This is a genomic window from Streptomyces sp. 15-116A, assembly GCF_025290915.1.
Lineage (GTDB): Bacteria > Actinomycetota > Actinomycetes > Streptomycetales > Streptomycetaceae > Streptomyces.
In genome coordinates, this window is record NZ_JAOCQE010000009.1 from 22841 (window position 1) to 46849 (window position 24009).

A 24009-nucleotide genomic window follows, 5' to 3' on the forward strand; every position below is an offset into this window, starting at 1 on the left:
CGAGGGACGAGGAGCACAGGACTCATGAGCCTGCGGGCACGCATCAACTCCCCCGAGGAGAACGGCAGCCGGGGCGAGGACGGCCACCTGGTCGCCTCCTACCGTGCCAAACTCCTGGAGGAGATCGACCTCGCGGAGATGAGTTCGCTGGCCGCGGCCGAGCGCCGGGCCCGGCTGGAGCGCGTCCTCGGGCACATCATCAGCCGCGAGGGCCCGGTCCTGTCGACCGTCGAACGCTCCCAGCTGATCCGCCGCGTCGTCGACGAGGCACTCGGCCTCGGCATTTTGGAACCACTGCTGGAAGACGCCTCCATCACCGAGATCATGGTCAACGGCCCCGACGCGATCTTCGTGGAGCGCGGCGGCCGGGTGGAACAGCTCCCCCTCCGCTTCGCGTCCAACGAGCAGCTGATGCAGACCATCGAGCGCATCGTCTCGACCGTCAACCGCCGCGTGGACGAGTCGAATCCGATGGTCGACGCCCGCCTGCCCTCCGGTGAGCGCGTCAACGTCATCATCCCGCCGCTCTCCCTGACCGGCGCCACCCTCACCATCCGCCGCTTCCCCCGCTCCTTCACCCTCCAGGAGCTGATCGGCCTCGGCTCGCTCGACGAGCACATGCTGTATCTGCTGGCCGGGCTTGTGCAGGCCCGCTTCAACGTGATCGTCTCCGGCGCCACCGGCACAGGTAAGACGACCCTCCTCAACGCCCTGTCGGGACTGATCCCCGAGGGCGAACGCATCATCACCATCGAGGACTCCGCCGAACTCCAGCTCCAGCAGCCCCACGTCATCCGCCTGGAGTCCCGCCCGCCCAACGTCGAGGGCAAGGGCCGCGTCACCATCCGCGACCTGGTGCGCAACTCCCTGCGCATGCGCCCCGACCGCATCGTCGTCGGTGAGGTCCGTGGCGGCGAGTCCCTCGACATGCTCCAGGCCATGTCCACGGGCCACGACGGCTCCCTCGCCACGGTCCACGCCAACAGCGCCGAGGACGCGCTGATGCGGCTGCAGACCCTCGCCTCCATGTCCGACGTGGAGATCCCCTTCGTCGCCCTCCACGACCAGATCAACAGCGCCGTCGACGTCATCGTCCAGCTCACCCGCTTCGCCGACGGCGCCCGCCGCATCACCGAGATCGCCCTGCTGGAGAGCCACGGCGGAGAGCCGTACCGCCTGGCCACCGCCGCCCGCTTCAACGCCCAGCCGATGGCCGCCGACGGCCGCGTCTACGGCACCTTCGAGTACTACCCCCTCCCGCGCCGCACCGCCGACCGCCTCTACATGGCGAGCCAGCCCATTCCCCAGGCCTTCGGCGTCGCCCACTCCGCCGACCAGCTCGCCACCCGAGAAGCCAGGTAGGACCAACTCTCCATGGATCTGCAGAACCTGATCACGCTGACCACCGGCGTCACCCTGCTGACCTGCGTCCTCGCGGTCGTCGGCGTGCACTCGTACGCCATGGGCAGGGCACAGCGGCAGGCGCTGGTGGACCGCCTCTCGGCCACCGGCCAGATCCCGGTCGTCGGCCGCCGCCGCCACTTCCTCGCCCTGGACCGCCGCCTGCGCCGCACCAAGCTCGGCCGCAAACTGGAACTCCGCCTGGCGGCGACGGGCCTGGACATCACCCCCGGCGAGTTCTTCGTCTACATGCTCGCCACGATCGCCGGCCTGTGGCTCATCGGCCAGGCCACCCTGGCCCCCTTCTTCGGCCCGCTCGCCGGCCTGCTGGGCATCTGGGTGGCGATCCAGTTCCTCAACTGGCAACGCCAGAAACGCATCGAGAAGTTCATCAACCAACTCCCCGAACTGGCCCGCATCCTGGCCAACGCCACCCAGGCGGGCCTGGCCCTGCGCACGGCCATCGGCATGGCGGCGGAGGAGCTGGAGGCCCCCGCGGGCGAGGAACTGGCCAAGGTCGCCAACCAGCTGGCGGTGGGCGCGTCGATGGACGACGCACTCGGCGAACTGGCCGACCGCCTCCCCTCCCGCGAACTGGTCGTCCTGGTCACGACGTTGGTGCTGTCGAACAGAGCGGGCGGCCAGCTGGTCAGCGCGCTGCGCAATCTGACCGACACCCTGGAGGAGAGGAAGGAGACCCGGCGCGAGGTCCGCACCCAGCTCTCCCAGGTGAGCATGACCTCGTACGCCGTCCCCGTCCTCGGTGTCGGCTCGCTCTTCCTCATGAACGGCGTGAAAGACGGCGCCCTGGAGCGCATGACGGGCTCCCCGGCCGGCCAGGCCGCCGTGATCATCGCCTTCGGCCTCTACGTCGTCGGCTTCGTCCTCATCCGCCGCCTGTCCCGCATCGACGTCTGAGGAGGAAGCCGTCATGGGTCTGCTGCTCGCCCTGCTCATGGGTCTCGGCGTCTGGGGCATCTTCGCCGGCATCCGCATGTACCGCGCCGAGGCCAAACTCCCCGGCGACCTGGTCCTCGCCCTGGAGGTCGGCTCCACCCGCACCGGCGCGGTCGACTCCCTCGTCGACCGCCTCGGCATGCGCTACGCCCCCGCCGTGCTGCGCCTCATGGGCCCCAAGCAGGTCGCCAAGTACCGCCGCAAGATCGACCTCGCGGGCAACCCGGGCGGCCTGACGATCGACCGTTACGCGGCGCGGCGAGCGGTCTACGGCTTCCTGGGCGGCCTGGGCTTCCTGGTCTTCCTGATGCGCGGCCAGCTCTTCGTGGCGCTGCTCCTGCTCGCCTTCGGCGCGTTCTGGACGGAGATCGGCATCTGGTCGGCGATCCGCATCCGCAAGGACGTCATCGAACGCACGCTGCCCGACTTCCTGGACGTCCTGGCGGTGGTGGTCAGCGCGGGCCTGGGCTTCCGCCAGGCCCTGGACCGGGTGGCGTCCAAGTACGAGGGCCCCTGGGCGGACGAACTGCGCATCACGCTCCGCCAGATGGACCTGGGCATGAGCCGCCGCCAGGCCTTCGCGGAGCTGCGGAGAAGGAACGACTCGGAACAGGTGGCGATGTTCGTGACGGCACTGCAGCAGGGCGAGGAGCTGGGCGCGCCGATCGTCGACACGCTGGTGGCCCTGGCGAAGGACATGCGCCGCACGGACGCCCAGAACGCCCGCAGGAAGGCGGCACGGGCGGTCCCCAAGGCCACGATGATGATCACCACGTTCATGGTCCCGGCCACGATGATCCTGCTCGGCGCGGGCCTGATCCTGGGCTCGGGCACGGACTTCGGGTCGATCACGGGGGAGTAGGACGGGGGAGGGTGAGATGACGCCGAGGGACGACAAGAGGACGGGTACCGGGGCCGGTACCGGTACGGGATTGCTGCGCCGCCGCGTGCGGACACCGGAGATCACCACACCCCCCGCGGGCACGGTCCTGCCCCCGCACGCCCGCACGGGCGCCCCGGACATCCCGGTCACGACGGCGACGCCTGCGTTGCCGCCGGGGTGGGAGCCGGTGGGGGCTGAGCGGAAGGAAACCGCCCACGGACGGCTGGCCGCCGATGGCGAGCAAGCCCCACAGGGGCCACCCGCACCTGACCACGAAACCCGCACGGGCGGTGCGGGTGGGAACGAAATCCCGGCCGAAGGCCGGGCGGCGAACCCCCCACAACCCGCACAGACAGCAGCCGCACCCGACGTAGCCATCCAGATCAACGCCCTCCAAGCCCTCTGCCGCCAGACCTTCGCCTTCCGCCTGGCCATGATCGCCCTGGCCGCCCCCGCCGCCCTCCTCAACGCCAACCCGGGCTGGGGCACCCACCTCGTGGCCATCGCGGTGATCCTCACCTTCATGGCGTCCTACGTCCTCTTCCGGGACTGGGAACGCTTCGGCCCCCTCCTCCTGCGCCACCCCACCCTCCTCGCCGCGGACACCCTGTTCGGCGCGCTCCTCCTCATCTCCGCGGGCCCCGACACGACCCTCGCGTACGTCAGCGTCTGCACCCCCCTCCTCGCGGGCCTGGTCTACGGATGGCGAGGCGCGGCCGTCTTCGCCTCCCTCCAGTCCCTGATCCTGCTCCTCGTCTACGCCACGGTGGAGGACCCGCACGCGGGCCCGGCGGAAACTCTCCTCCTCCCCGGCCTCTGCGTGGTCGCGGGCGCGGTCGGCTCCAGCCTCCGCAACCTGATGCTCCACTTCGGCGAAGCGACCCGCGCCCTCACCACGGTCCAGGCCCGCCTGGCGGTCACGGAGGCGGTCAGCGCGGAACGCGCGCGCCTGGCCAGGGAGATGCACGACTCGGTGGCGAAAACCCTCCACGGCGTAGCGCTGGCGGCAGACGGCTTGGCGACCACGGCGAACTCGCCCCGGATGGACCCGACCGTGATCCGCCAACAGGCGGACCTCGTCGCCCGCTCGGCCCGCCGCGCCGCCGCGGAATCCCGCGAACTCCTGGCAGACCTGCGCCGAGAGTCGGACCCGGCCCAGGGCACGGACGTACTCGTGGAACTGGCCGCCCGCACCCGCGACTTCGCCACCCGCACGAGCCTCCCGATCACCTACCACCCCACGGGCCACCACACCGTCCCCCCGGTCCCGCCCGCCGTGGCCCGCCAGCTCCTCACCATCGCCTCGGAAGCCATGGAGAACGCCCACCGCCACGCCGCACCGACCAAGGTCGAGGTCCGCGCCGGCGTCCACGGCGACCTGCTCCGCATCAGCGTCTACGACAACGGCCGCGGCCTCCCGCCCGGCACCAACCTCGAACAACTCCGCCGGGCAGGCCACTTCGGCCTCCTCGGCATGGTCGAACGGGCCGCCTCGGTAGGCGCCCGCATCCGCATCGGCCGCGGCTCGCACCCCAGCGGCACGGAGGTCCGCCTGGACCTCCCCTTGGCAGCGCTGTCACCTCAGCAGCCGCCCCCGGGACGCACCCAATGAACCACCCAACGAACCACCTCATGAACCCGACGCAGACGACGACGTCCCCCACGCCCGGAGAGGAGGCCGCTCCCATGCAGCCACCGCCGAACCCGTTCGAGAACGTCCCGCCCCCCGCCCCTCTCCGCGTCGTCGTGGCCGACGACAACCCGGTCGTCCGCGCGGGCCTGACCGCCCTGCTCTCCGGCCGCGAGGACATCACGGTCGTAGCGGAGGCAGCGGACGGCCGCCAGGCCTACGAGGCGGCCCACGCACACCACCCCGACGTCGTCCTCCTGGACGTCCGCATGCCGGGCGTGGACGGTCTCTCCGCCCTCCCGTACCTGGTGGACATAGCCCCGGTGATGATGCTGACGTACAGCAGGGAGTCGGAGATCGTCCAGGAGGCCCTGCGCAGGGGAGCGGGCGGCTACTTGGTCCACGGAGAGTTCACGGCGGACCAGTTGGTCTCGGCAGTAAGGGACATCAAGGCGGGCAGACCCCACTTCACCCCCACAGCGGCTGGAGCATTGCTGGCGCAACTCCGCGAGGGCCCACAGTCCGCGGCGCCCCTTCCGGAAGACCTAGGCGCCACACCGCATACGCCGTACGCCACTTCACCCCCCACCCCTCTACCCCACATCCCCCCACCACCCATTTCTTCAGAAAACCTTTCGCAACTGCAACCGGATATGGCACAGTCGACGTCTGGGTGGACAGGCGGCCGCCCGGCCGCTCCCGACAGGTCGAGGTTCCAACTGAGCAGCAGGGAGGCGGAGATCATGGACCTCATCGCATCCGGCATGAACAACCAGCAGATCGCCGCCACCTGCTTCATCAGCGAGAAGACGGTCAAGAACCACATCAACCGCATCTTCGCCAAGCTCCACAGCACCAGCCGCGCGCAAGCGGCGGCGAAGTGGCTGGGCACGGCGCCGGGTTCGGGCCGAGGGGTGGGCTGACGTCATGCGGAAGAAGACCTGGGTCTCGGATTGGGCCCGCGATTGGGCCCAGGGACCCTCTGGCGGGCAGGGTGTACGGCCCTACGTTGCTCGTGTCGAAAGCGGCACCGCGAAGAAGACGACGGCAGCCGCAACCGCGTCAGCCGGAGGGGAACACCATGAGCAACTGGATCAACACGACGGTCGCGTACCTCCAGTCCCGCGCCGCCCGCAACGACAAGGGCCAGACCGCGGTGGAGTACCTGGGCATCATCGCGGTGGTCGTGGCGATCGTGCTGGCGATCACGGGGACGGACATCGGTCAGACGATCTTCGATGCGATTACGGCCAAGGTCGGCGAAGTCACCGGAGGCTGACAGCGTTCCGTAGGTACGGCGACGCAGGGCAGGCTTTCCCCATCTACATCACGGTGGTGGGGGGCCTGCTCTTTCTCGCGTTCGCCTACTTCGCGGTCGGCCAGGCAGCGGCGAATCGGAGCGACGCGCAAACCGCCGCAGACGCGGCTGCCCTGGCAGCTGCCCAGGACAGGCGTGACCAGCTCGCTGATGCGTGGGGGCAGGCGCTCCTCGATCCCACTGAGTGGCAGGACATATTCGAGGGCAGAGCGCAAGGGCTTGGCCAGTCGTGCTGGCGAGCGGAGCAGCTCGCAGCGCAGAACGACGCGACCGTGCTGACCTGTGCGCCGGAAGGACTTTTGGGCTACACGGTCGAGGTCGAGACGAACGACACCGTCGGAGACTCCATTGTGCCCGGCACTGAAGACGAGCGGTCCCAAGAAGCTGCCACAGCGGTGATCGAGCCGCGCTGCACGTTCAGTCTCCTGGGGTGGGAAGCAGGGGGCGACACACTCCCTCTGCTCAACTGCGAGGGCGATGAGTGGGAGCTGGACCCGAAGGGTCCCAAGGACCTCCTGCCCAAACCCCAGGATCTCTTCGATGTCCACCTGGCCGATTGAGAAGCGAACGACGAGTGAAGAAGGAAACAGAGGCATGAGCATGCGGTTCACTTCGAAGGCCCGCAGGGGGATGGTCGTGCTGACCGCTGCGGCCGCGCTCACCATCGGTGTGGCTGGCTGTGGCGGGGGTGAAGACGAAGACAAGAAGCCCGAGTCATCGTCGGCATCCAAGGACAGCGGATCCAATCCGAGCACTCAGGAGGGCCAGGCAGATGAGCCTCTGGCCGAACTGAAAGGCTCCAATGGGTTGATCCTTCAGGTCACTTCCGCTCAGCGGGACGCTGGGGGATTCGTCACTGTGAACGGCAGCCTTAAGAATGATGGTGCCAAGAGCCTGCCGATCCCATCCGCACTGAGCGGAAACGAGACCGAGATCATCAAGAACGGTAGGTCACTCGGGGGTGCCACGCTGGTCGACTCGAAGGGCAAGAAGCGGTACTACGTGTTGCGGGATACCGACGGTCGCCCGTTGACGACTACCGGCTTCTCGACCCTCAAGGCCGGCGAAAGTCTCGCTGTGTTCATGCAGTTTCCATCCCCGCCGTCGGATACCTCAGAAGTAAGCCTTCAGTTGCCGACGTTCGCCAGCGCCACCATCCAGATCTCTGGGTGAGGCCGGCCATGACACGCACCCACGCGCACCCCACGTCGCTACGCCTCACCGTGGCCCTGACGGCAGCCACCTTCCTGGTTGCCACGACCGTGTACGGCGCCACGTCCGCCTCCGCCGCCGACAGCCCCAGCGTCCCCCCAGGCACCGAAGCCACCGCTTCCGCCCCCGTAGAACTGGACGCCAACGACCCGGACCTCAAGCTCCCCGACGGCGCCACTCTCGCGGAACCGAAAGTCCTCGACATCAAGCAGGTCGTAGAGGACCAGAGCGGAGACGAACGCCGGGAGGACACCAACTCGGACGTGAAGTTCGCCCTCCAGGCAGAGGTGCTGTTCCCGAAGGACAGCGCGAAGCTCAGCGCGCAAGCGAAGTCCCGTATCGCATCGATCGCGGAGGAGATCAAAACCCAGAACGCGACGAAGATCCGAGTCTTCGGCTTCACGGACAACTTGGGCTCCTCGGCCCACGGAGACGTCCTGTCCCGAAAGCGAGCGAACGCGGTGCAGAGCGTCCTGGACCAGGAACTGAACGACTCCAACATCACGTACGAGGTACGTGGCTACGGCGAGCAATACCCGATCGCCGACAACTCGACAGAGGCGGGCCGGAAGAAGAACCGCCGGGTGGAGGTCTCCTTCCCGCGCACAGAGAACTGACCGTTGGGTCACGTGCTTCTGCGAAACTCCGCTACGCTCCGCGTCGTCCACGGCTTCGGCCTCCGGACCAGCCTGGAGGCCGTCGCCGCACGGCTGTGAGGTGACGGAGAGCACGGGAGGGCCGGGGAGCCGTGCGCCCACCGCGTGATCGTCGCCGCGCCGGGAGTGCGGCGCCGGCAGGCTCGCGCTCCTGCTCGGCCGTGAACCGCCGCGCCCTCCGATACGCGCCTTGCTTGGAAGTCGGGCCCAGCTTCTGAGCCACCACTTTCATCGCCGCACACTCGACGCCGAACTCTGGCCGCACTTCGGCGACCATCCGCACCGCTCGATCGCCCTCGGCGCAACCATTCATGAACCACGCCGTGTTTGTAGGCAGGGCAAGTTATTTGTGTTTTGAACCAAATATCCCGCAACCTCAATTTTTCCTCAGTAGATCAACTTAGGGCAGACGCGGTCAGAAGTAGCGCTGTATATTTCACTCGACCCCGCCGATCTCGGCGGAAAAGAGGGGAATGCAATTGCGTATCGCACCAATGCGACGCTTCATCATTCCAGCCGCAATCCTGACTCTCGCAGCGACCATGACCGCTACGTCCCATGCTGTTGAAGAACCGGCTGGCGCAGCTCCTGAGGCAGTTTCACCGGACCAGGTGGGTACCCAGGAGACAAGTAGCAGTGCGGTCGATGGCCCTGTCCTGTCGGAACAGGAGATGGTTGCTGAGGAGAAGCTCACCGCTCTGCCGGAAGTGACTGGCGATGGTGATATCGGAGTAAAGCGCTGCGACAATCCGTATAAGAAGTGGTATACGGTTTCGGCCAAGAAGAGCTATCACATCCCGTCCTGGTGGAACGGCACGTCATACAAGGACGGACCGGGTGGGACAATGACCGTCGAAGTCCTCAAAGCGGGTAAGATCGCGGTTGAATTGAGCGGGAATGTCTCGGCCGAGGCCGGCGTCATCCTCTCGAAGGCCAAGGTGGAGTTCGGCATCAAGGTGGTTTCTGAGGTCGGCATCACAGTCGGGCACAGATACTCTCAAGAGATCAAGAGCGGGCGCTACGGGCACATGCAGTACGGTTCGTGGGGCTACAAGACCAACTGGACCAAGTGGGAGACGAGTGCCGACCGCTGCGGCAAGAAGAAGCTTGGGTCCGGTACCGCGAAGATGCCCACGAAAGAGGTCGGATGGCGCTACTGGGAAACTCGGTCGTGATCCACTTCTCACGGCTCACACGCCGTGGTGCCGCCTTGGTCGTCTCGATTCTGTCCACTGTCCTCATCGTTGGATGCAGTAGCGACTCCGAGAACATGAGAAGTCCGTCGAAGGACCCCAAGCCGAGCCCTTCATCCTCTGCTACGACTGACCAGGAGAAGGTTCTGGAGCAGCAGGTGGAGAAGGCGTTGGGGATCGGGGAGAAGGACGACACGGGTGACCTGTTCGTAGCGTCAGGACTAGAGCGAGTGAGCGATGGAATCCACAACAGCTCGGTTCTGTCGAAGGGCGGCTCCTACACGCTGTCAGTAGTCTGCTCGGGAGCAGGAGAGGTACGCCTCAAGGTGATGGGAAAGGGTCCCGTGCGTCGGACCGCTGAGTGTGACAGTGTCCCAGTCCGTCAACGCATTACAGATGCCCCGGCACAGCTCAGGATCGATGTCGACGGCCTGGCCGGATCATCCGGGATCGTTGGCTGGCGCCTCGATGAACTAGCCAAGTAGGCGTCCGGAACGACTGCGCTCCGCATCAGCTTCATCAGTGCGGAGCGCGGTTGCGTTGCGTGCCCGCAGAGGCATCCGGGCAAGTGTGACGGTCATCCAGGATGCCCGCCGGAGAGGCGGGAGGGTGAGTGAGCGTATTGGTATGGGAATGGGCTGAGAATGCAAATGGCAGTAGTGTTCCACACGCATGCTAAGACGTTGTCTCACGTGGCAAATTCCTCGGCTTCTTGTGGCAGCTCAGGGCACTGGCCATGGCCAGTCTTCGGCTCTTCCGGTTGTTGCAGTCCACGCACGGGATCTTGAGGCCGCGAGTAGCCCATGGCAGGCTCATGCCGCATGATCGATGAATTCGCGAAGGACAACCTGCACGGGAGACTGCGGCGGGACCGCGAGGCGCTGCTCTGGAAGCTCGACGGCTTGTCCGAATACGATGCCCGCCGACCGTTGACAGTGACCGGGAGCAACCTTCTCGGCCTGGTCAAACACGTGGCCAGCGTCGAAGCCAGGTACTTTGGCGAGGTCTTCGACCGCCCTTTCCCGGAACCGCTGCCCCGGTGGCAGGACCACGACGGCAGCGATCTGTGGGTCACGGAGGGCGAGACCCGGGATCAGATCATCGAGTTCTACCGGCACACTTGGGAACACTCGGACGCGACGATCAACGAGCTTCCCCTCGATGCCCCCGGCCACGTGCCCTGGTGGCCGGATCCCTATTCCGACACGAACCTGTTCGCCGTCATGGTCCATGTCCTCGGCGAGACCAACCGGCATGCCGGGCACGCCGACATCCTGCGCGAAGGCGTCGACGGCCGAACCGGGATGCGCCCTGAACATGAGATGCAGATCGATGAGGAAGCCCGCGCCGCCTACTACGCGAAGATCGAGCGGGCCGCCAGATCGGCCGCATCGGCCGGAGCATAGAGGTCTGTGCCACGTGACCTGAGGTTCGGGCGGCATGTTGACGGCTGTGAGGGCTGATCTGTCGAAGCGTCTGGTTAGTGATGAGCTCTGAGCTGGTCGCCCTGCTACTGCCGTCGTTCGCGGCTCGACCGCAAGGTGGCGGGACCGCTCGCCACGAGCGGGCGGTGTTCACAGCCGTGGCGTACACACTGACGAGTGGGTGTGCGTGGCGGTATCTGCCACAGTCGTTCGGTATATCGCCAGGGCCACAGGAGACTCGCCAACGTCACCACGTGAGACATCCTCTAAAGCCCGGCTCAGCCGCCTCAAGGGCCGAAACGGACCTGCCCATAACGCCCGTCCCCCCACCGCTCGCCGCCAAACCGCCCCGGCGGGCCGGCGAGGCGCGACTGCGCACCCACACGCCGGGTGTCTTCACAAGGAACCCAAGGGCCGGCCGACCTGGGCCCCACGTTCTTCCGGGCCGCTCGCTCGCTTCTTCGCCGTGGAAGCACGACACTGGCCAAAGAAGCGAGTGGCCCCAACGCTCACAACAAGTGGTCGGCTTTCCCCGCCTTGATCTCGAGAATGAGGGCACGCAGAGCATCCCGGCTGTCCGTGAGGTGCACGTCCTCTTGCCCGGCGACGGCGATATAGGCGTTGCCTTCGGCGTCGGTCCCTATGCGGAAGCAGTTGTTGCCTTCGCCGCAGAACGGGGCTTCCCAGTCGATACCGGCCATGGTGATGGCTCCCTCAGATGTCACGGGCAACGGTGTGGAGGAGGTCTCGCGAGGCCGCCTGGGGCAGCGCGGCCTTGTCCATCCAGTCCAGATGTGCACGGTACTTGGTGAGCTGAGCTTCGGCGCCGGTGAATTCCGGCCCGTGCGCCGAGTCGAGCTGCACGGTGTCGAGTTGGGGTACCGGCCCCTCCGCGTACAGCAAGGCGTGTCCGGCCCCGGGGAATCCGCCCGCGCTGTTCGGGATGACCCGCACGTCGAGCCCGTCCCGCTCGGACTCCGTGGCGAGACGGTTCAGCTGCTGCCGGGTCACCTCGCTGCCGCCGTACGGTATGCGCAGCGCGGCCTCGTGGACGTAGGCCATATAGGGAAGGTGCTCAGCGCGCTGGAGCACCTGCTGGCGTTCCATGCGGTGGGCCACCCGCAGTTCGATCTCCAGTCGGCTGAGCGGTGGCAGCACGGCGGCGAACACGGCTCTGGCGTATTCCTCGGTCTGCAGCAGGCCAGGTACATGCATGACCTGTGCGGTACTGACTCGTGTGGCATGCCACTCCAACTCGGCGATGTCCAGCAGTCCGGCGGGCAGGCTGCCCCGGTACTGCTCCCACCATCCGCGTTCCTTGTCTTCGGCCATGATGACCAGGGCGTCGACGTACTTGGGGACCGCGCACGCGTAGTTGGCGGCCAGGGTGCGGATGCGCTCGGCGGAGAAGGGCCGGATGCCCGACTCCATGTTGGACAAGCGGGTGCGGTCGATGCCGAGCAGTCCGGCCGCGTACTCCGTGGTGACGCCCGCCGCCATCCGCATCTTGCGCATCTCGGCACCAAGTCGTTTCTGGCGCTCCGTCGGCGTGCTTCTCGTCCCCATGTGGCCCCTCCTGCCGGTGCGTCCGCCTCAGTCTGCCGTCGAACGGCGGGCGGCGTCCAACCAGTTGGGGGCAATTATCTCCGAATCGTTGGACACAGTGACTCCATCCCCTCTACATTCAGTGACAGGTCGACCACGACCCGTACCGCCCGGAAGTGCATCACGCGTGTCCGCCCGCACTCTCCTGCCCTGGGAGGGGTGGCCCCGCGTCAGGGACACAAGCCACCGGCCGGAACCGTCAACCACCCCCCACCCTCAGGGAGTCGCCGACATGCCCACCCCCACGGCCCTGTGCCCGATCGCCGCCCCCGCCGACGCACCCCTCACCGACCCACCCACCCCGGACACCCTCTCCTACAGCCTCACGCTCCCCGCCGCCCCGCAGAGCCCCGCCATCGCCCGCGCAGCGACCCGCACGATCCTTCGCGCCCACGGCCTCCCGGACATGACCGACGCCGCCGTCCAGGTCGTAGCCGAACTCACCGCCTGCGCCTACCGCCTGACCCCCGCGACCGACCTCTACCTCTCCCTCCGCTACCGCGACGGCACACTCCGCGTGGTCCTCTACGACACCCACCCCCGCCACACCCACCCCCGCCTGGCCACGGCCTGTGACACCCGCCGCCGCGCGGCCCTCCGCGTCCTGGCCTGCGTGGTCAAAGCCTGCGCCGGCGACTGGGGCTACGGCGACGCCCGCGAACCCACCGGCGGCACCCGCATGTGGGCCGTCCTCCCCAGAGGGGGCGCCCACACCTACACCCGCCCCGGGGTCTGATTGCCCTACGGCGAGGCGATGGTGGCCCTGTCGGTGGTGGTGTCGGTCTTCCCGGCGTCGGACTGCGCGCGACTGTCGTCGCGGCGAACCCAAGGGAGTGCCGACCTGGGCCCCCGCTTCGGCCCGACGTCCACTCCCAACCCCAACGCTCACGCGAGTGGTTGGCCCGGTTTCACCCGTTGCTTCAGCCCCGGTTCGATTGGCGAGGCTTTGTGGTGGCGCGCAATGAAATGGCATTCACAACAGGGCAACTCGCCAGCGCGCTGTGATACGCAACACCATTGACCAGCGGGTTCACCCAGCTCATGATCCTCACACCTTCTTACAAAAAGTTCATGGGGCGGGTGGGGCGTGTTCACGCAGAGACGGCGGCACGGCTGGCGGCAGGTGGCGAGGAGCGGGACGCTAGCCGTCACGCTCCTCGTGGGCGCGGTTCCGGTCGTCGGGGGAGGTGCTAGCCCGTCACTCGCCGTTGAGGGCGCGCCTTCTGAGGCGGCGGACAGGAGCCCGGAGGCTAAGGCAAGTGCGCTGGCGGCGGAGACCGGTGAGCGTGTGGCCGTCGAGGCCGCGACCACGGATTCGTCTCAGGTTTTCGCGAACCCGGACGGCACTTTCACTCAGGAGATGAACGCGGCCCCGGTCCGCGCCCTTAAGGACGACGGCACTTGGGCTCCCATCGACACCACCCTGGTGCGCGAGGCCGACGGGTCCCTACGGGCGAGGAACACGACGGCGGACTTGACCTTCTCCGGCGGCGGCGGGAACGAACTGGTCACCCTTGAGGACAAGGGGCACGAGCTTGAGCTCGGCTGGCCCACCGACCTCCCCGCGCCCCGGCTCGACGGCGACACCGTGACCTATCCCGGAGTCCTGCCGGACGTGGATCTGAAATTGACCGCGCTGAGCTCCGGTTACACCTCGGTGCTCGTGGTCAAGACCGCGGAGGCGGCGGAGAACCCGGCACTTGCGAAGATCAGAATGACCGTCTCTGGCGGCGGCTTGGACATCGCCCCGACGGCGGACGGCGGCTTCGTCGCCCGTGACGAGGACGGCACCCCGGTCTTCGAGAGCCCGGCGGGGCGGATGTGGGACTCGGCCGGGGACATCCCCGCCGCCGGCACCGCCACGGCTGGCGTGACGACGCAACTCGCCCTCACCGCTTCCACGGCCGCGGATGATCCTGAACCGACGGATACCACCCCGTTGCCGGCAGCCAAGGGCGAGCCAGCCCCCTCTGAGGCCCCCAGCAACGGCGACGCGGAAGCTGAGCTCCCGCTGAAGGTCACTGGCACCACTCTGGAGATCACACCTGATCCGGAGTTGCTCCGTGGCGAGGACACCGTCTTCCCGCTCTACATCGATCCGCCGACCAAGGGCATCACGCTGGGCGACTGGACAGCGCTCTCCTCGGATGGTGACAAGTTCTGGGAGTTCGACGGCGACAAGGGCGTCGGCCGCTGCTCGAACTACGGCGGCTATCTCTGCTCCAACAGCCCTTACACCCAGCGCCTGTACTTCGAGTACCCGCTGTCGTCGATCCACGGCAAGAAGATCTTGGACGCGACGATGGAGGTGTACCAGGTATGGACTTTCACCTGCGATCCGCACTGGTACGACCTGAGCCGTGTGGACAAGGGCATCTCCTCCAGCACCACCTGGGCTTCCCGGCCCACCGCGGTCGATTTGATGGGCGACCGGCACGTGGCCTACGGCCGGGGCGGCCTGTGTAGCCCCTCGCAGCCTGCGAACTGGGTGCGCTTCAGCGACAACGTGGACGAGGAGACGAATGAGAACCTGACCACGACGCTGGCTTCCTACGCGGCGAACAAGTCGTCGCAGATCACTTTTTCGCTGACCGCGCACGACGAGTCGGACGCGGGCGCCTGGGCGCGGTTCCGCAACGACGCGAAGCTGTCGGTCACGTACGTCTCCTACCCGAGCAAGCCGAGTTCCTACGGCGTCCAGCAGGGCACCACCGGGCGGGCCTGCAACGCCTCCTCCCTGCCGTTTGCCACCAGCGACACCACACCGAAGATGCTGGCCACGGTCCAGTCGGCCGACGGCTCCAACTCCCAGCTGCGCGCCCTGTTCGAGGTGTGGAAGGCCGACGGCTCCAGCCGTGCCTGGTACGCGGCCTCGCCGGACGGCGCCTGGGTGGCCGACAATGCCTCCCGCGATGCGAGCTCGAGTGCGCTGCCGCCGCAGACGGACTACCGGATGAGGGTGAAGACGCAGGCGTACTACAAGACAGACCGGGGGGCCACCGGTGTGCTGGACTCGGCCTGGTCGTCCTGGTGCTACTTCCGGGTCGACACCGACTGGCCGCCGCCTCCGGTGGTGACCACCGCGGACGGCATCTACAAGCCGGCCGAGACCGATCCTGCCGCGGGCGGGGTGGGCACTCCGGGCAAGTTCACCTTCACCCCTGCCGACACCAACCCCACTACGGCCGGTATCCAGTCGGACGTCGTCAGCTACAAGTTCAAGCTGAACAGCGGGGCGGTCTCTCCACCGATTCCCGTTGCCAAGGGCACGGCCACCACTCAGACGATCACGCCGAACCAGGCCGGTGAGAACACCATCCAGGTCTGGGGTTTCGACGCGGCCGGCCACAGCTCGCTCACCGGCTACTACAGCTTCCTGGTGAAGGGGGCCGAGAAGCCCTCCGGTAACTGGCATCTGGACAACGCCGTTACTGACTCCACTACCGCGACCCAGCATCCGCTGACCTCGTCGGGGGCCACCTGGGACGCCCTGGCGCGCAGCGGCTCGGGCGCGGCGAAGCTCAACGGCACAAGCGCCTACCTCTCTACCTCCGGCGCGGTACTGGACACCACCAAGTCCTTCACCGTCTCGGCCTGGGCGCGGCTGGGGAAGAAGGATGTTAACTACACCGTCCTGTCCCAGGCGGGGACTAACGCGTCCGGGTTCCAGCTGTACTACTCCACCTCCTACAACGCCTGGGTTTTCAACCGCCACCACACGGACGTCACCAGTCCTGCGATCACCCGGTCGATCGGTACCAAGCCGCCGGTCCTGAACGCCTGGACCCACCTGGCGGGCGTCTATGACGCCGCGGCGCAAACCATTCAGCTCTACGTCAACGGCGTCCCGCAGGGCGAGCCGGTTGCCTTCACGGTCACCCCGTGGAAGGCTGCTGGGAGCCTGCAGGTCGGGCGGCTGTGGCACGGTGCGACCGGCAGAGAGAACTTCGCCGGGACGATCGACGAGGTGAAGGTCTGGTCCCGCGCGCTGGCGGACACCGAGATCGCCCACGACGCATGGCTGGAGGACGAGGACCTCAGCGACGGCACCGCCGGCGACCCGATTCCGGCGCTCGTCGCCAAGTGGGACGCCACGGACATGGCCAACGCGACCGGCACCACTGTCACGGACACGAGTGGCTTCGGCAGGAATCTCACCCTCAACGGGGCCGCGCTCACCCGGTTCACCACCGGTGATCCGGAGATCGGCGAAGAGGGCACCACCGCACAGACGATGACCCTGAACGGCACCAGCGCGTACGCCACTGCCTCCGGTCCGGTCGTAGACGACTCCGGGTCGTTCACCGCGACGGCCTGGGTGACGCTGGATCCCGCCAAGCTCGCCGACACCAGCAAGTCCTACGCCGTCCAGGTGTTCGGCCAGTCGGGGACGAGCCAGTCCTCTTGGGGCGTCTGGTACGAGCAGCCGGCCGGCAGTGCACAGGGGCGGTGGACGTTCGGCCGTCCCGACAAGGATGGCACCGGAGCAGCCTGGACCGAGAGCGAATCCACCGCTTTCACCACGTCGCAGCTCGCTGTCCCCGTCATGCTGACGGTCGTATACGACGCCCAGGCGGCAGCAGACCCCGACGACACGTCCAAGCTCGGCGGGCTCAAGCTGTACGTCGACAGTGCCTTGATGGGGGACGAGGACGGTGTGTCGTACTCCGCCCCCTGGCAGGGCGGCGGCGTGTTCGAGATCGGCCGGGCGAAGATCAACGGCGCCGCCGCGCGCTACTTCCCCGGACAGATCGACAGCGTCCGCGTCTGGGCCGGAGCCACCTCTACCGACGCGATCGCCAACCGGCGCAACACCGAGCAGTAGTAGCCGCGGGGCAAGTTCGGGGCCACGGCATGTGAGTGTCTCGTCCCGAACGCTGCACGAGACCCCGGGCGTGCTTCAGCCATCGCTGGTACCTGCCGGTTCCTGAACCGGCAGGTACCCCGCACGATCAGCGCTCCATGGCGCCGCCGCCGCTTGAGCGTTTTCTGTCCCTCTCGAACACGGAGACTCACGGTGTCTTCATCACCTGTCCGCAGACGCATGCCAGGGGCGGTCATACGCCGCTGGCTGGGGCGTGGCGCGCTCGTCGCCTCACTCTCCCTCCTGCCTCAAGTCGTGGTTCCCTCGGGCTACGACTTCGCCGCCCAGGCACAGCCGACAGCGGCCCGGAAGAAGCTCGAGGACCGGCCTGAAGCGAAGATCGACAAGGTCGGCGTACTCAAGCCCCGCACCTCCAAGGCTCCCAAGGACAAGGCCGCCCCGGCGTCCCGCGAGACCCGTGAGCGTCTGAAGAAGGCTGCCTGGCCGAAGGCCGGGAAGGCCAAGGCCGAGGTCGCGGCGACCGGTAGGGTCTCCGTCACCGTTGGCGGGTTCGGTGTGAAGCTGGCCCAGGCGCCCGCCGCCGCATCGGTCAAGTTGGACAAGACCAAGTCCAAGGGCAAGTCCGAGGCGAAGGCCGGCGGCCCGGCCCAGGAAGTGGCGCTCCGCGTCCACTCTCGCCCGGCGGCGAAGAAGGCGGGCGTCAATGGCGTTCTCCTCACCGTCGACCCGGCCAAGGCAGACACAGCAGACAGCGACGGGCTGCGTGTCTCCCTGGACTACTCCACCTTCAGCGACGCCTACGGCGGCAACTTCGGCCCCCGCCTGCGCCTGGTGGCCCTCCCTGCCTGTGCGCTGACCACTCCTCAGAGGAAGGCCTGCCGCACCAAGTCCCCCGTAACGGGTGCCGACAACGATGCGGAGTCCCAGACCCTGTCGGGCACCCTCTCCGCTGGCGCCCTGAAGGCGGGTGCGCCGGTGCTGCTGGCGGCAGCCGCCGAGAGCTCGGGTGGTGGGGGTGACTACGGCGCTACTCCGCTGTCCCCGACCGCGACCTGGGAAGCCGGCGGCAGCACCGGCGACTTCACCTGGAACTACCCGCTGCGGGTGCCCCCGGCGACGGCCGGCCCGGCCCCGAACCTGTCGATCTCCTACAACTCTGCTTCGGTGGACGGGCGTACGGCCGGCGAGAACAACCAGACGTCGATGGTCGGCGAAGGTTTCTCGATCACCGAGTCCTACATCGAGCGCAAATACGCCTCCTGCAAGGAGGACGGCCAGTCCGGCAAGGGCGACCTGTGTTGGAAGTACGCCAACGCCACCCTGGTCCTCAACGGCAAAGCCGCAGAGCTGGTCAACACCTGCGCCGACAAGAACGCCTGTGACACCGCCGCTCTGTCCGAGGCATCCGGCGGCAGCTGGAAACTGAAGAACGAGGACGGCACCCGCGTCGAGCACCTCACCGGCGCCACCGGCAACGGCGACAACAACGGCGAGTACTGGAGAGTGACCGACGCCTCTGGCACCCAGTACTTCTTCGGTAAGCACCGGATGCCCGGCTGGAGCGACAAGGGCACCACCGACACCGCCGACGACGACCCGTCCACCTACTCCACCTGGAACGTCCCGGTCTTCGGCGACGACTCCGGCGAGCCGTGCCACAAGTCCACCGGCTTCGCCGACTCCTCCTGCAACCAGGCCTGGCGCTGGAACCTCGACTACGTCGTCGACCCCCACGGCAACGCCAGCACCTACTGGTACAGCAAGGAGACGAACTACTACTCCAAGAACGGCGACACCACGGTCAACGGCACCGCCTACACCCGCGGCGGCTACCTCAACCGTATCGACTACGGCCTGCGCAGCGACCTGATCTACTCCAAGCCCGCTGCCCAGCAGGTCCGCTTCGTCTACGGACAGCGCTGCATCGTCTCGGGCGGCTGCTCCAGCCTCACTGAGGACACCAAGGCCAACTGGCCCGACGTCCCCTACGACATGATCTGCGCGGCCAACACCAAGTGCACCACGCAGATCGGCCCGTCCTTCTTCACCCGCCAGCGCCTCATCGACATCACCACCTCAGTGTGGACCGGCACCGGCACCACCCGGCGGGACGTCGACACCTGGCACCTGTCCCACGACTTCCCCGACACCGGCGACGCCTCCTCGCCCAGCCTGTGGCTGAAGTCCATCCAGCACACCGGCAAGGCCAACACCACCGCGGCCGCCATGCCGCCGGTCGTCTTCGGCGGCATCCAGATGCCCAACCACGTCGAGGGCAGCGGCCCGGACACCCTGCGCTACATCAAGTGGCGCGTACGCACCATCAAGTCCGAGACCGGCTCGACGATCACCGTCAACTACTCAGACCCCGACTGCATCTGGGGCAGCAGCATGCCCGCCGCAGTCGACAAGAACACCCGGCGCTGCTTCCCCGTGAAGTGGTCCCAGTCCGGGGCAACCCCGACCACCGACTGGTTCCACAAGTACGTCGTCACCTCCGTCTTCCAAGACGACCCCTACGGGCACGGCGACACCGGCGAGACGTACTACGACTACCAGGGCGGCGCCGGCTGGGCGTACTCCGACGACGAAGGCCTGACCAAACCGTCCAACCGCACCTGGTCCCAGTGGCGCGGCTACGGCAAGGTCGTCGAAACCTCCGGCGACTCCGAGGGCCCGCGCTCCAAGAAGTCCACCCTCTACATGCGCGGCCTGAACGGCGAAAAGGAACTCGACGGCACCAGCCGCGTGGAGAAGGTCACCGACTCCACCGGCACCGCCATCGACGACTCCCGCCAGTACGCCGGCTTCGTCCGCGAGACCATCGCCTACAACGGCACCGAAGAACTCAGCGGCACCATCAACACCCCCTGGTCCCACAAGACAGGCAGCCACACCTACAGCTGGGGCACCACCGAGTCCTGGATCGTCCAGGCCGGCGAGGCCACCACCCGCTCCAAGACCTCCACCGGCACCCGCACGGTCAAGCAGAAGACCACGTACGACACCACCTACGGCATGCCGGTCACCGTGGAGGACACGGGCGACACGACCAAGACCGGTGACGAGACGTGCGTACGCACCAGCTACGCGCGCAACACCTCCGCCTGGATCGTGAACAAGGTCTCGCGCACCGAGACCTACTCCGTTGCCTGCGCGACAATCCCGGCGATCCCCGGCGACGTCGTCTCCGACATCGCCACGGCCTACGACGGCCAGGCGGTCGGGGGCGCGCCCACCAAGGGCGACATCACCGCCTCCTACCGCGTCAAGAGCTACAACGCGACAGACAAGACCCCCGTCTACCAGCAGGTCTCCAGCGCCACCTACGACAAGCTGGGCCGCCCTGTCACCGCGACCAACGCCCTCGACCAGACGGTCAAGACCACCTACGTTCCCGACGACAGCAGCTACGGCCCACTGACGTCCAAGACGTCCACCGATCCCAAGCTCTATACCTCCACGACTGAGGTGGACCCTGCCTGGGGCACGGCCACCAAGTCCACCGACGCCAACGGCAACGTCACCGAGTGGGCCTTCGACGCGCTCGGACGCCTGACGTCGGTCTGGAAGCCTGACCGCTCCCGCGCGCTCGGCGACGCCGCCAGCATCGTTTACGCCTACAGCGTCAACAACACCAAGGAGACCTGGGTCCGCACCGACGCCCTCAAGGCCGACGGGCAGACCTACAACAGCGCCTACGAGATCTTCGACGGTCTGCTGCGGTCCCGGCAGAAGCAGGTCCCCGCGCCGGGCGGTGGCCGGGTCATCTCCGAAACCCTCTACGACGACCGCGGCCTGGCCTACATCACCAACACGCAGGTCCACGACAACAACGCGCCCTCAGGCACCCTGGCCAACACCTACCCCGGTTCCGTCCCCGCCTCCACCGAGACGGTCTTCGACGCCGCCGGCCGCGCCACCGACTCCGTCTTCCGGGTCTACGGCCAGGAGAAGTGGCGCACCAAGACCGACCAGCAGGCCGACCGCACGGCCGTCACCGCCGCCGAGGGCGGCAGCGGCACCCTGACAATCGTCGACGCACGCGGACGGGTCACCGAGCGCCGCGAGTACAGCGGCCCCGTCCCCACCGGCACCGACTACACCCGCACCCTTTACGAGTACACCCCGGGCGGTCAGCTCAAGAAAATGACTGGCCCGGATGGGGCGGTCTGGACGTACGGCTACGACCTCCGTGGCCGCAAGACGACCTCCACCGATCCTGACAAGGGTGCCGTTGCCACTACGTACAACGATCTTGACCAGCCCCTGACGGTCACCACCACGCTTGACGGTTCCTCTCGCACGCTGATCACCGACTACGACGAGCTCGGCCGCAAGACCGGCACCTGGGACGGAGTGAAGGACAACGCACACCAGCTGACCAAGTTCACCTACGACTCCCTGGCCAAGGGACAACCGACCGCCTCGATCCGCTACGTCGGCGGCACCACCGGCAAGATCTACTCCCAGTCCGTCACCGGCTACGACGCGCTCAACCGCCCCAAGGGCATCAAGACCGTCATCGCCGCCAGCGACCCCCTCGTCACCGCCGGCGCGCCGCAGACCTTCACCACATCCACCGCCTACAACATCGACGGCACCGTCCAGTCCACCTCGATGCCCGCGGTGGCCGGCCTGCCCGCCGAGACCGTCACCAACAGCTACAACGGCCTCGGCATGCTCACCGGCACCGACGGCATGAGCGACTACGTCCAGACCATCGGCTACTCCCCGTACGGCGAGATCGAGGAAACCCGCCTGGGCACCTCCACCGGCGCCAAGCAACTCCAGATCCTCAACCGATACGAGGACGGCACCCGCCGACTGGCCAACACCCACACCGTCGACCAGACCAACACCGGCTACACCAGCGACGTCGACTACGTCTACGACGCCACCGGCAACCTCAAGTCGATCACCGACAAGGCCAACGGAAAAGACACCCAGTGCTTTACCTATGACGGCTACCGCCGCCTGACCGAAGCCTGGACCCCGTCCTCCAACGACTGTGCCACTGCACGTTCGGCATCCGCGCTTGGCGGTCCGGCCCCCTACTGGACGAGCTGGACCTACAAGACCGGCGGCCTGCGCGACACCCAGACCGAACACAAAGCCAGCGGTGACACCAAGACCGTCTACGGCTACCCCAGCGTCAACGCCTCCGGCGCCGGCCAGCCCCACACCCTGACCTCCGTAACCGTGGGCGGCGGCACCGCCAAGACGTACACCTACGACGAGCAGGGCAACACCACCAAGCGCTACGGCCCCACCGGGACTGCGCAGACTCTCACCTGGGACATCGAAGGAGAACTCACCCGCCTCATCGAAGGCACCAAGACCACCGACTACCTCTACGACGCCACCGGCGAACTCCTGATCCGCCGTGGCCCCGACAAGACCGTCCTCTACCTGGCCGGTCAGGAACTCCACTACGACACGGCCGCCAAGAAGTTCACCGCCCAGCGCTACTACCCGGCCGGAGACGCCACTGCCGTCCGCACCGAGAACGGCCTGTTCTGGATGGTCGACGACCACCACGGCACCGCCTCGATGACGGTTGACGCCACCACTCAGGCCGTCACACGCCGCTACACCAAGCCCTTCGGCGAGAACCGCGGCCCGACACCATCGTCCTGGCCCGACGACAAGGGTTTCCTCGGCAAACCCGCCGACACTGGCACCGGACTCACCCACATCGGGGCCCGCGAGTACGACCCCGCGCTCGGACGCTTCCTCTCCGTTGACCCCGTACTCGCCCCCGACGACCACGAGTCGCTCAACGGCTACGCCTACGCCAACAACACCCCCGTCACGCTCTCCGACCCCACCGGACTTCGCCCCGACGGGATGTGCGGCGGCTCCTCAAGCTCCTGCAACGGCGGCACCGAAACCTGGACCAAGACCAAGAGCGGATGGTCTTGGGGGTACACGAAAACGTACACGCAAAATTTCACGTACCAGAAGGATGGCGGTGGTGTCGGAACCGGCACTATGACGGTCACGGTCAAGATCGACAACGGTGTAACCACGGCGAAGGTCGTGTTCAAGAAGGGACCGGACCCCGAGCCCAAGCGGGATGACGGCCACTGCAATGCCTGCTGGGCCATGGGAACGAATCCCCACTACGACCCCAACGCCCACGACCTGCCAGATACAGGCAAGCTCGCCACCTGGCAGAAGGTCACGCTGGGTCTCCTCGCAGGTGCAGCACTTCTTGTGGCTGCCGCTCCGGTAGCCGTCGTCGCGGCTGAGGGGTGCCTGGCCACAGCGCCGGTATGCGCCGCGAACATCTCAGAGATAGTGACAGGCGGCGCCTCTGGTGGAAGCGCGCTTGTCGGCGGGGCTGCAGTCGGTGTCGGCGGTTATAGCGCCGCCCGCTCTACTATCTTGGGCGGCAAGTACTACACCCCCGAAACAGGCCTCAAAATCCTCATTAACCCGGGCGGAGGAAAGACAAATTGCCGCGCGTGCGTGATATCGCTCGACCAACTCATGGCCAAGGGGGCTCACTCGAACGCCATCCCCACGCTCGAGCGTGGCTCCCTGAAGCCGATCGAAGAGTTCTACGGTAGAAAGTTCCGAGGTAGAAGCTTCTCGAATATAGTGAATGACATCCAGAAGGCGGGCCCTGGGGCGCGAGGTATCGTGTACGGACTCGACTCCGAAGGTGGCCACGTGTTCAATGTGGTCAACATCGAAGGCAGGGTGACATTTCTGGACGGGCAAACTGGGAACGCAAGCCATGCCCCCACATGGGATGGCTATCAATTCATGAGGACGAACTGATGATTTCCGAAGCAGAGGGCCGCTCGCTTGCGGAAAGGCTGCTGCAAGCAAGTCGAAGGCCTGGTGAACCTGAATTGGCGATTGATTGGAGCGCTGCTCGCGTGAAGGACGGGGTT

At 67.0% G+C, this 24009-nt stretch carries 17 protein-coding genes and 1 pseudogene; 16 read left to right on the forward strand and 2 right to left on the reverse strand.

From position 1 onward, the window contains the following. The first annotated feature begins 24 nt into the window (after positions 1–24). The 13 genes and pseudogenes from N4P33_RS03235 to N4P33_RS03295 form a co-directional block, all read left to right on the forward strand. Entirely contained in the window at positions 25–1362 is a 1338-nt protein-coding gene (locus tag N4P33_RS03235; protein WP_260824608.1) for a CpaF family protein, read from the forward strand. A 12-nt stretch (positions 1363–1374) separates the two neighbouring features. After that, the gene (locus N4P33_RS03240; protein WP_260824609.1) at positions 1375–2319 is read left to right on the forward strand and encodes a type II secretion system F family protein; all 945 of its coding nucleotides are present in this window, start codon (positions 1375–1377) and stop codon (positions 2317–2319) included. 13 nt (positions 2320–2332) lie between these two features. After that, positions 2333–3220: a type II secretion system F family protein gene (locus tag N4P33_RS03245; RefSeq protein ID WP_260824610.1), complete on the forward strand. Its 888-nt coding sequence runs from the start codon at positions 2333–2335 to the stop codon at positions 3218–3220. A 16-nt stretch (positions 3221–3236) separates the two neighbouring features. After that, entirely contained in the window at positions 3237–4853 is a 1617-nt protein-coding gene (locus N4P33_RS03250; RefSeq protein WP_260824611.1) for a histidine kinase, read from the forward strand. Positions 4854–4927: 74 nt separating this feature from the next. Next, positions 4928–5794 carry a response regulator transcription factor gene (locus N4P33_RS03255; RefSeq protein WP_260824612.1) on the forward strand — a complete coding sequence of 289 codons (867 nt, stop codon included), beginning with the start codon at positions 4928–4930 and terminating at the stop codon, positions 5792–5794. Positions 5795–5952: 158 nt separating this feature from the next. Further along, positions 5953–6150, forward strand: a complete 198-nt coding sequence (locus tag N4P33_RS03260) for a Flp family type IVb pilin (RefSeq protein ID WP_260824613.1) — start codon at positions 5953–5955, stop codon at positions 6148–6150. Beyond that, a complete protein-coding gene (locus N4P33_RS03265; RefSeq protein WP_260824647.1) occupies positions 6147–6749 on the forward strand; it encodes a pilus assembly protein TadG-related protein in 603 nt (200 codons plus the stop codon). Before N4P33_RS03260 ends, N4P33_RS03265 begins: the two co-directional genes overlap by 4 nt. A gap of 34 nt (positions 6750–6783) precedes the next feature. Continuing rightward, the gene (locus tag N4P33_RS03270; protein ID WP_260824614.1) at positions 6784–7362 is read left to right on the forward strand and encodes a hypothetical protein; all 579 of its coding nucleotides are present in this window, start codon (positions 6784–6786) and stop codon (positions 7360–7362) included. 8 nt (positions 7363–7370) lie between these two features. Continuing rightward, positions 7371–8018 (forward strand): OmpA family protein, encoded by a 648-nt coding sequence (locus N4P33_RS03275; protein ID WP_260824615.1) that lies wholly within the window; start codon positions 7371–7373, stop codon positions 8016–8018. Positions 8019–8530: 512 nt separating this feature from the next. Next, entirely contained in the window at positions 8531–9232 is a 702-nt protein-coding gene (locus tag N4P33_RS03280; RefSeq protein WP_260824616.1) for a hypothetical protein, read from the forward strand. Then, positions 9229–9735 carry a hypothetical protein gene (locus N4P33_RS03285; protein ID WP_260824617.1) on the forward strand — a complete coding sequence of 169 codons (507 nt, stop codon included), beginning with the start codon at positions 9229–9231 and terminating at the stop codon, positions 9733–9735. The genes N4P33_RS03280 and N4P33_RS03285 overlap by 4 nt, the downstream gene beginning before the upstream one ends. Before the next feature lie 336 nt (positions 9736–10071). Next, positions 10072–10656 (forward strand): DinB family protein, encoded by a 585-nt coding sequence (locus N4P33_RS03290; protein WP_260824618.1) that lies wholly within the window; start codon positions 10072–10074, stop codon positions 10654–10656. Between the two features lie 80 nt (positions 10657–10736). Then, positions 10737–10877: pseudogene (locus N4P33_RS03295) on the forward strand (transposase); the annotation flags it as partial. A 306-nt stretch (positions 10878–11183) separates the two neighbouring features. Here the strand turns inward: N4P33_RS03295 and N4P33_RS03300 are convergent. Together N4P33_RS03300 and N4P33_RS03305 are read right to left on the reverse strand one after the other, a co-directional pair. Continuing rightward, positions 11184–11375 (reverse strand): hypothetical protein, encoded by a 192-nt coding sequence (locus N4P33_RS03300; RefSeq protein WP_260824619.1) that lies wholly within the window; start codon positions 11373–11375, stop codon positions 11184–11186. Positions 11376–11388: 13 nt separating this feature from the next. After that, complete coding sequence (locus N4P33_RS03305) at positions 11389–12240, reverse strand: helix-turn-helix transcriptional regulator (protein ID WP_260824620.1); 852 nt, start codon at positions 12238–12240, stop codon at positions 11389–11391. Positions 12241–12511: 271 nt separating this feature from the next. Between N4P33_RS03305 and N4P33_RS03310 the strand changes: the two genes are divergently transcribed. From N4P33_RS03310 to N4P33_RS03320, 3 genes are all read left to right on the forward strand, one after another. Beyond that, complete coding sequence (locus tag N4P33_RS03310) at positions 12512–13015, forward strand: ATP-binding protein (protein ID WP_260824621.1); 504 nt, start codon at positions 12512–12514, stop codon at positions 13013–13015. A 624-nt stretch (positions 13016–13639) separates the two neighbouring features. Then, positions 13640–17104 (forward strand): LamG-like jellyroll fold domain-containing protein, encoded by a 3465-nt coding sequence (locus N4P33_RS03315; protein WP_260824622.1) that lies wholly within the window; start codon positions 13640–13642, stop codon positions 17102–17104. A 219-nt stretch (positions 17105–17323) separates the two neighbouring features. After that, entirely contained in the window at positions 17324–23893 is a 6570-nt protein-coding gene (locus N4P33_RS03320) for an RHS repeat-associated core domain-containing protein (RefSeq protein ID WP_260824623.1), read from the forward strand. Positions 23894–24009: the final 116 nt, after the last annotated feature.

Coding starts and splice junctions, on each gene's coding strand:
- N4P33_RS03310 (WP_260824621.1), top strand. CDS start 12,512: ATGCCCACCCCCACGGCCCTGTGCCCGATCGCCGCCCCCGCCGACGCA.
- N4P33_RS03270 (WP_260824614.1), top strand. CDS start 6,784: ATGAGCATGCGGTTCACTTCGAAGGCCCGCAGGGGGATGGTCGTGCTG.
- N4P33_RS03290 (WP_260824618.1), top strand. CDS start 10,072: ATGATCGATGAATTCGCGAAGGACAACCTGCACGGGAGACTGCGGCGG.
- N4P33_RS03280 (WP_260824616.1), top strand. CDS start 8,531: ATGCAATTGCGTATCGCACCAATGCGACGCTTCATCATTCCAGCCGCA.
- N4P33_RS03300 (WP_260824619.1), bottom strand. CDS start 11,375: ATGGCCGGTATCGACTGGGAAGCCCCGTTCTGCGGCGAAGGCAACAAC.
- N4P33_RS03245 (WP_260824610.1), top strand. CDS start 2,333: ATGGGTCTGCTGCTCGCCCTGCTCATGGGTCTCGGCGTCTGGGGCATC.
- N4P33_RS03305 (WP_260824620.1), bottom strand. CDS start 12,240: ATGGGGACGAGAAGCACGCCGACGGAGCGCCAGAAACGACTTGGTGCC.
- N4P33_RS03315 (WP_260824622.1), top strand. CDS start 13,640: ATGAACGCGGCCCCGGTCCGCGCCCTTAAGGACGACGGCACTTGGGCT.
- N4P33_RS03275 (WP_260824615.1), top strand. CDS start 7,371: ATGACACGCACCCACGCGCACCCCACGTCGCTACGCCTCACCGTGGCC.
- N4P33_RS03235 (WP_260824608.1), top strand. CDS start 25: ATGAGCCTGCGGGCACGCATCAACTCCCCCGAGGAGAACGGCAGCCGG.
- N4P33_RS03250 (WP_260824611.1), top strand. CDS start 3,237: ATGACGCCGAGGGACGACAAGAGGACGGGTACCGGGGCCGGTACCGGT.
- N4P33_RS03240 (WP_260824609.1), top strand. CDS start 1,375: ATGGATCTGCAGAACCTGATCACGCTGACCACCGGCGTCACCCTGCTG.
- N4P33_RS03255 (WP_260824612.1), top strand. CDS start 4,928: ATGCAGCCACCGCCGAACCCGTTCGAGAACGTCCCGCCCCCCGCCCCT.
- N4P33_RS03260 (WP_260824613.1), top strand. CDS start 5,953: ATGAGCAACTGGATCAACACGACGGTCGCGTACCTCCAGTCCCGCGCC.
- N4P33_RS03320 (WP_260824623.1), top strand. CDS start 17,324: ATGCCAGGGGCGGTCATACGCCGCTGGCTGGGGCGTGGCGCGCTCGTC.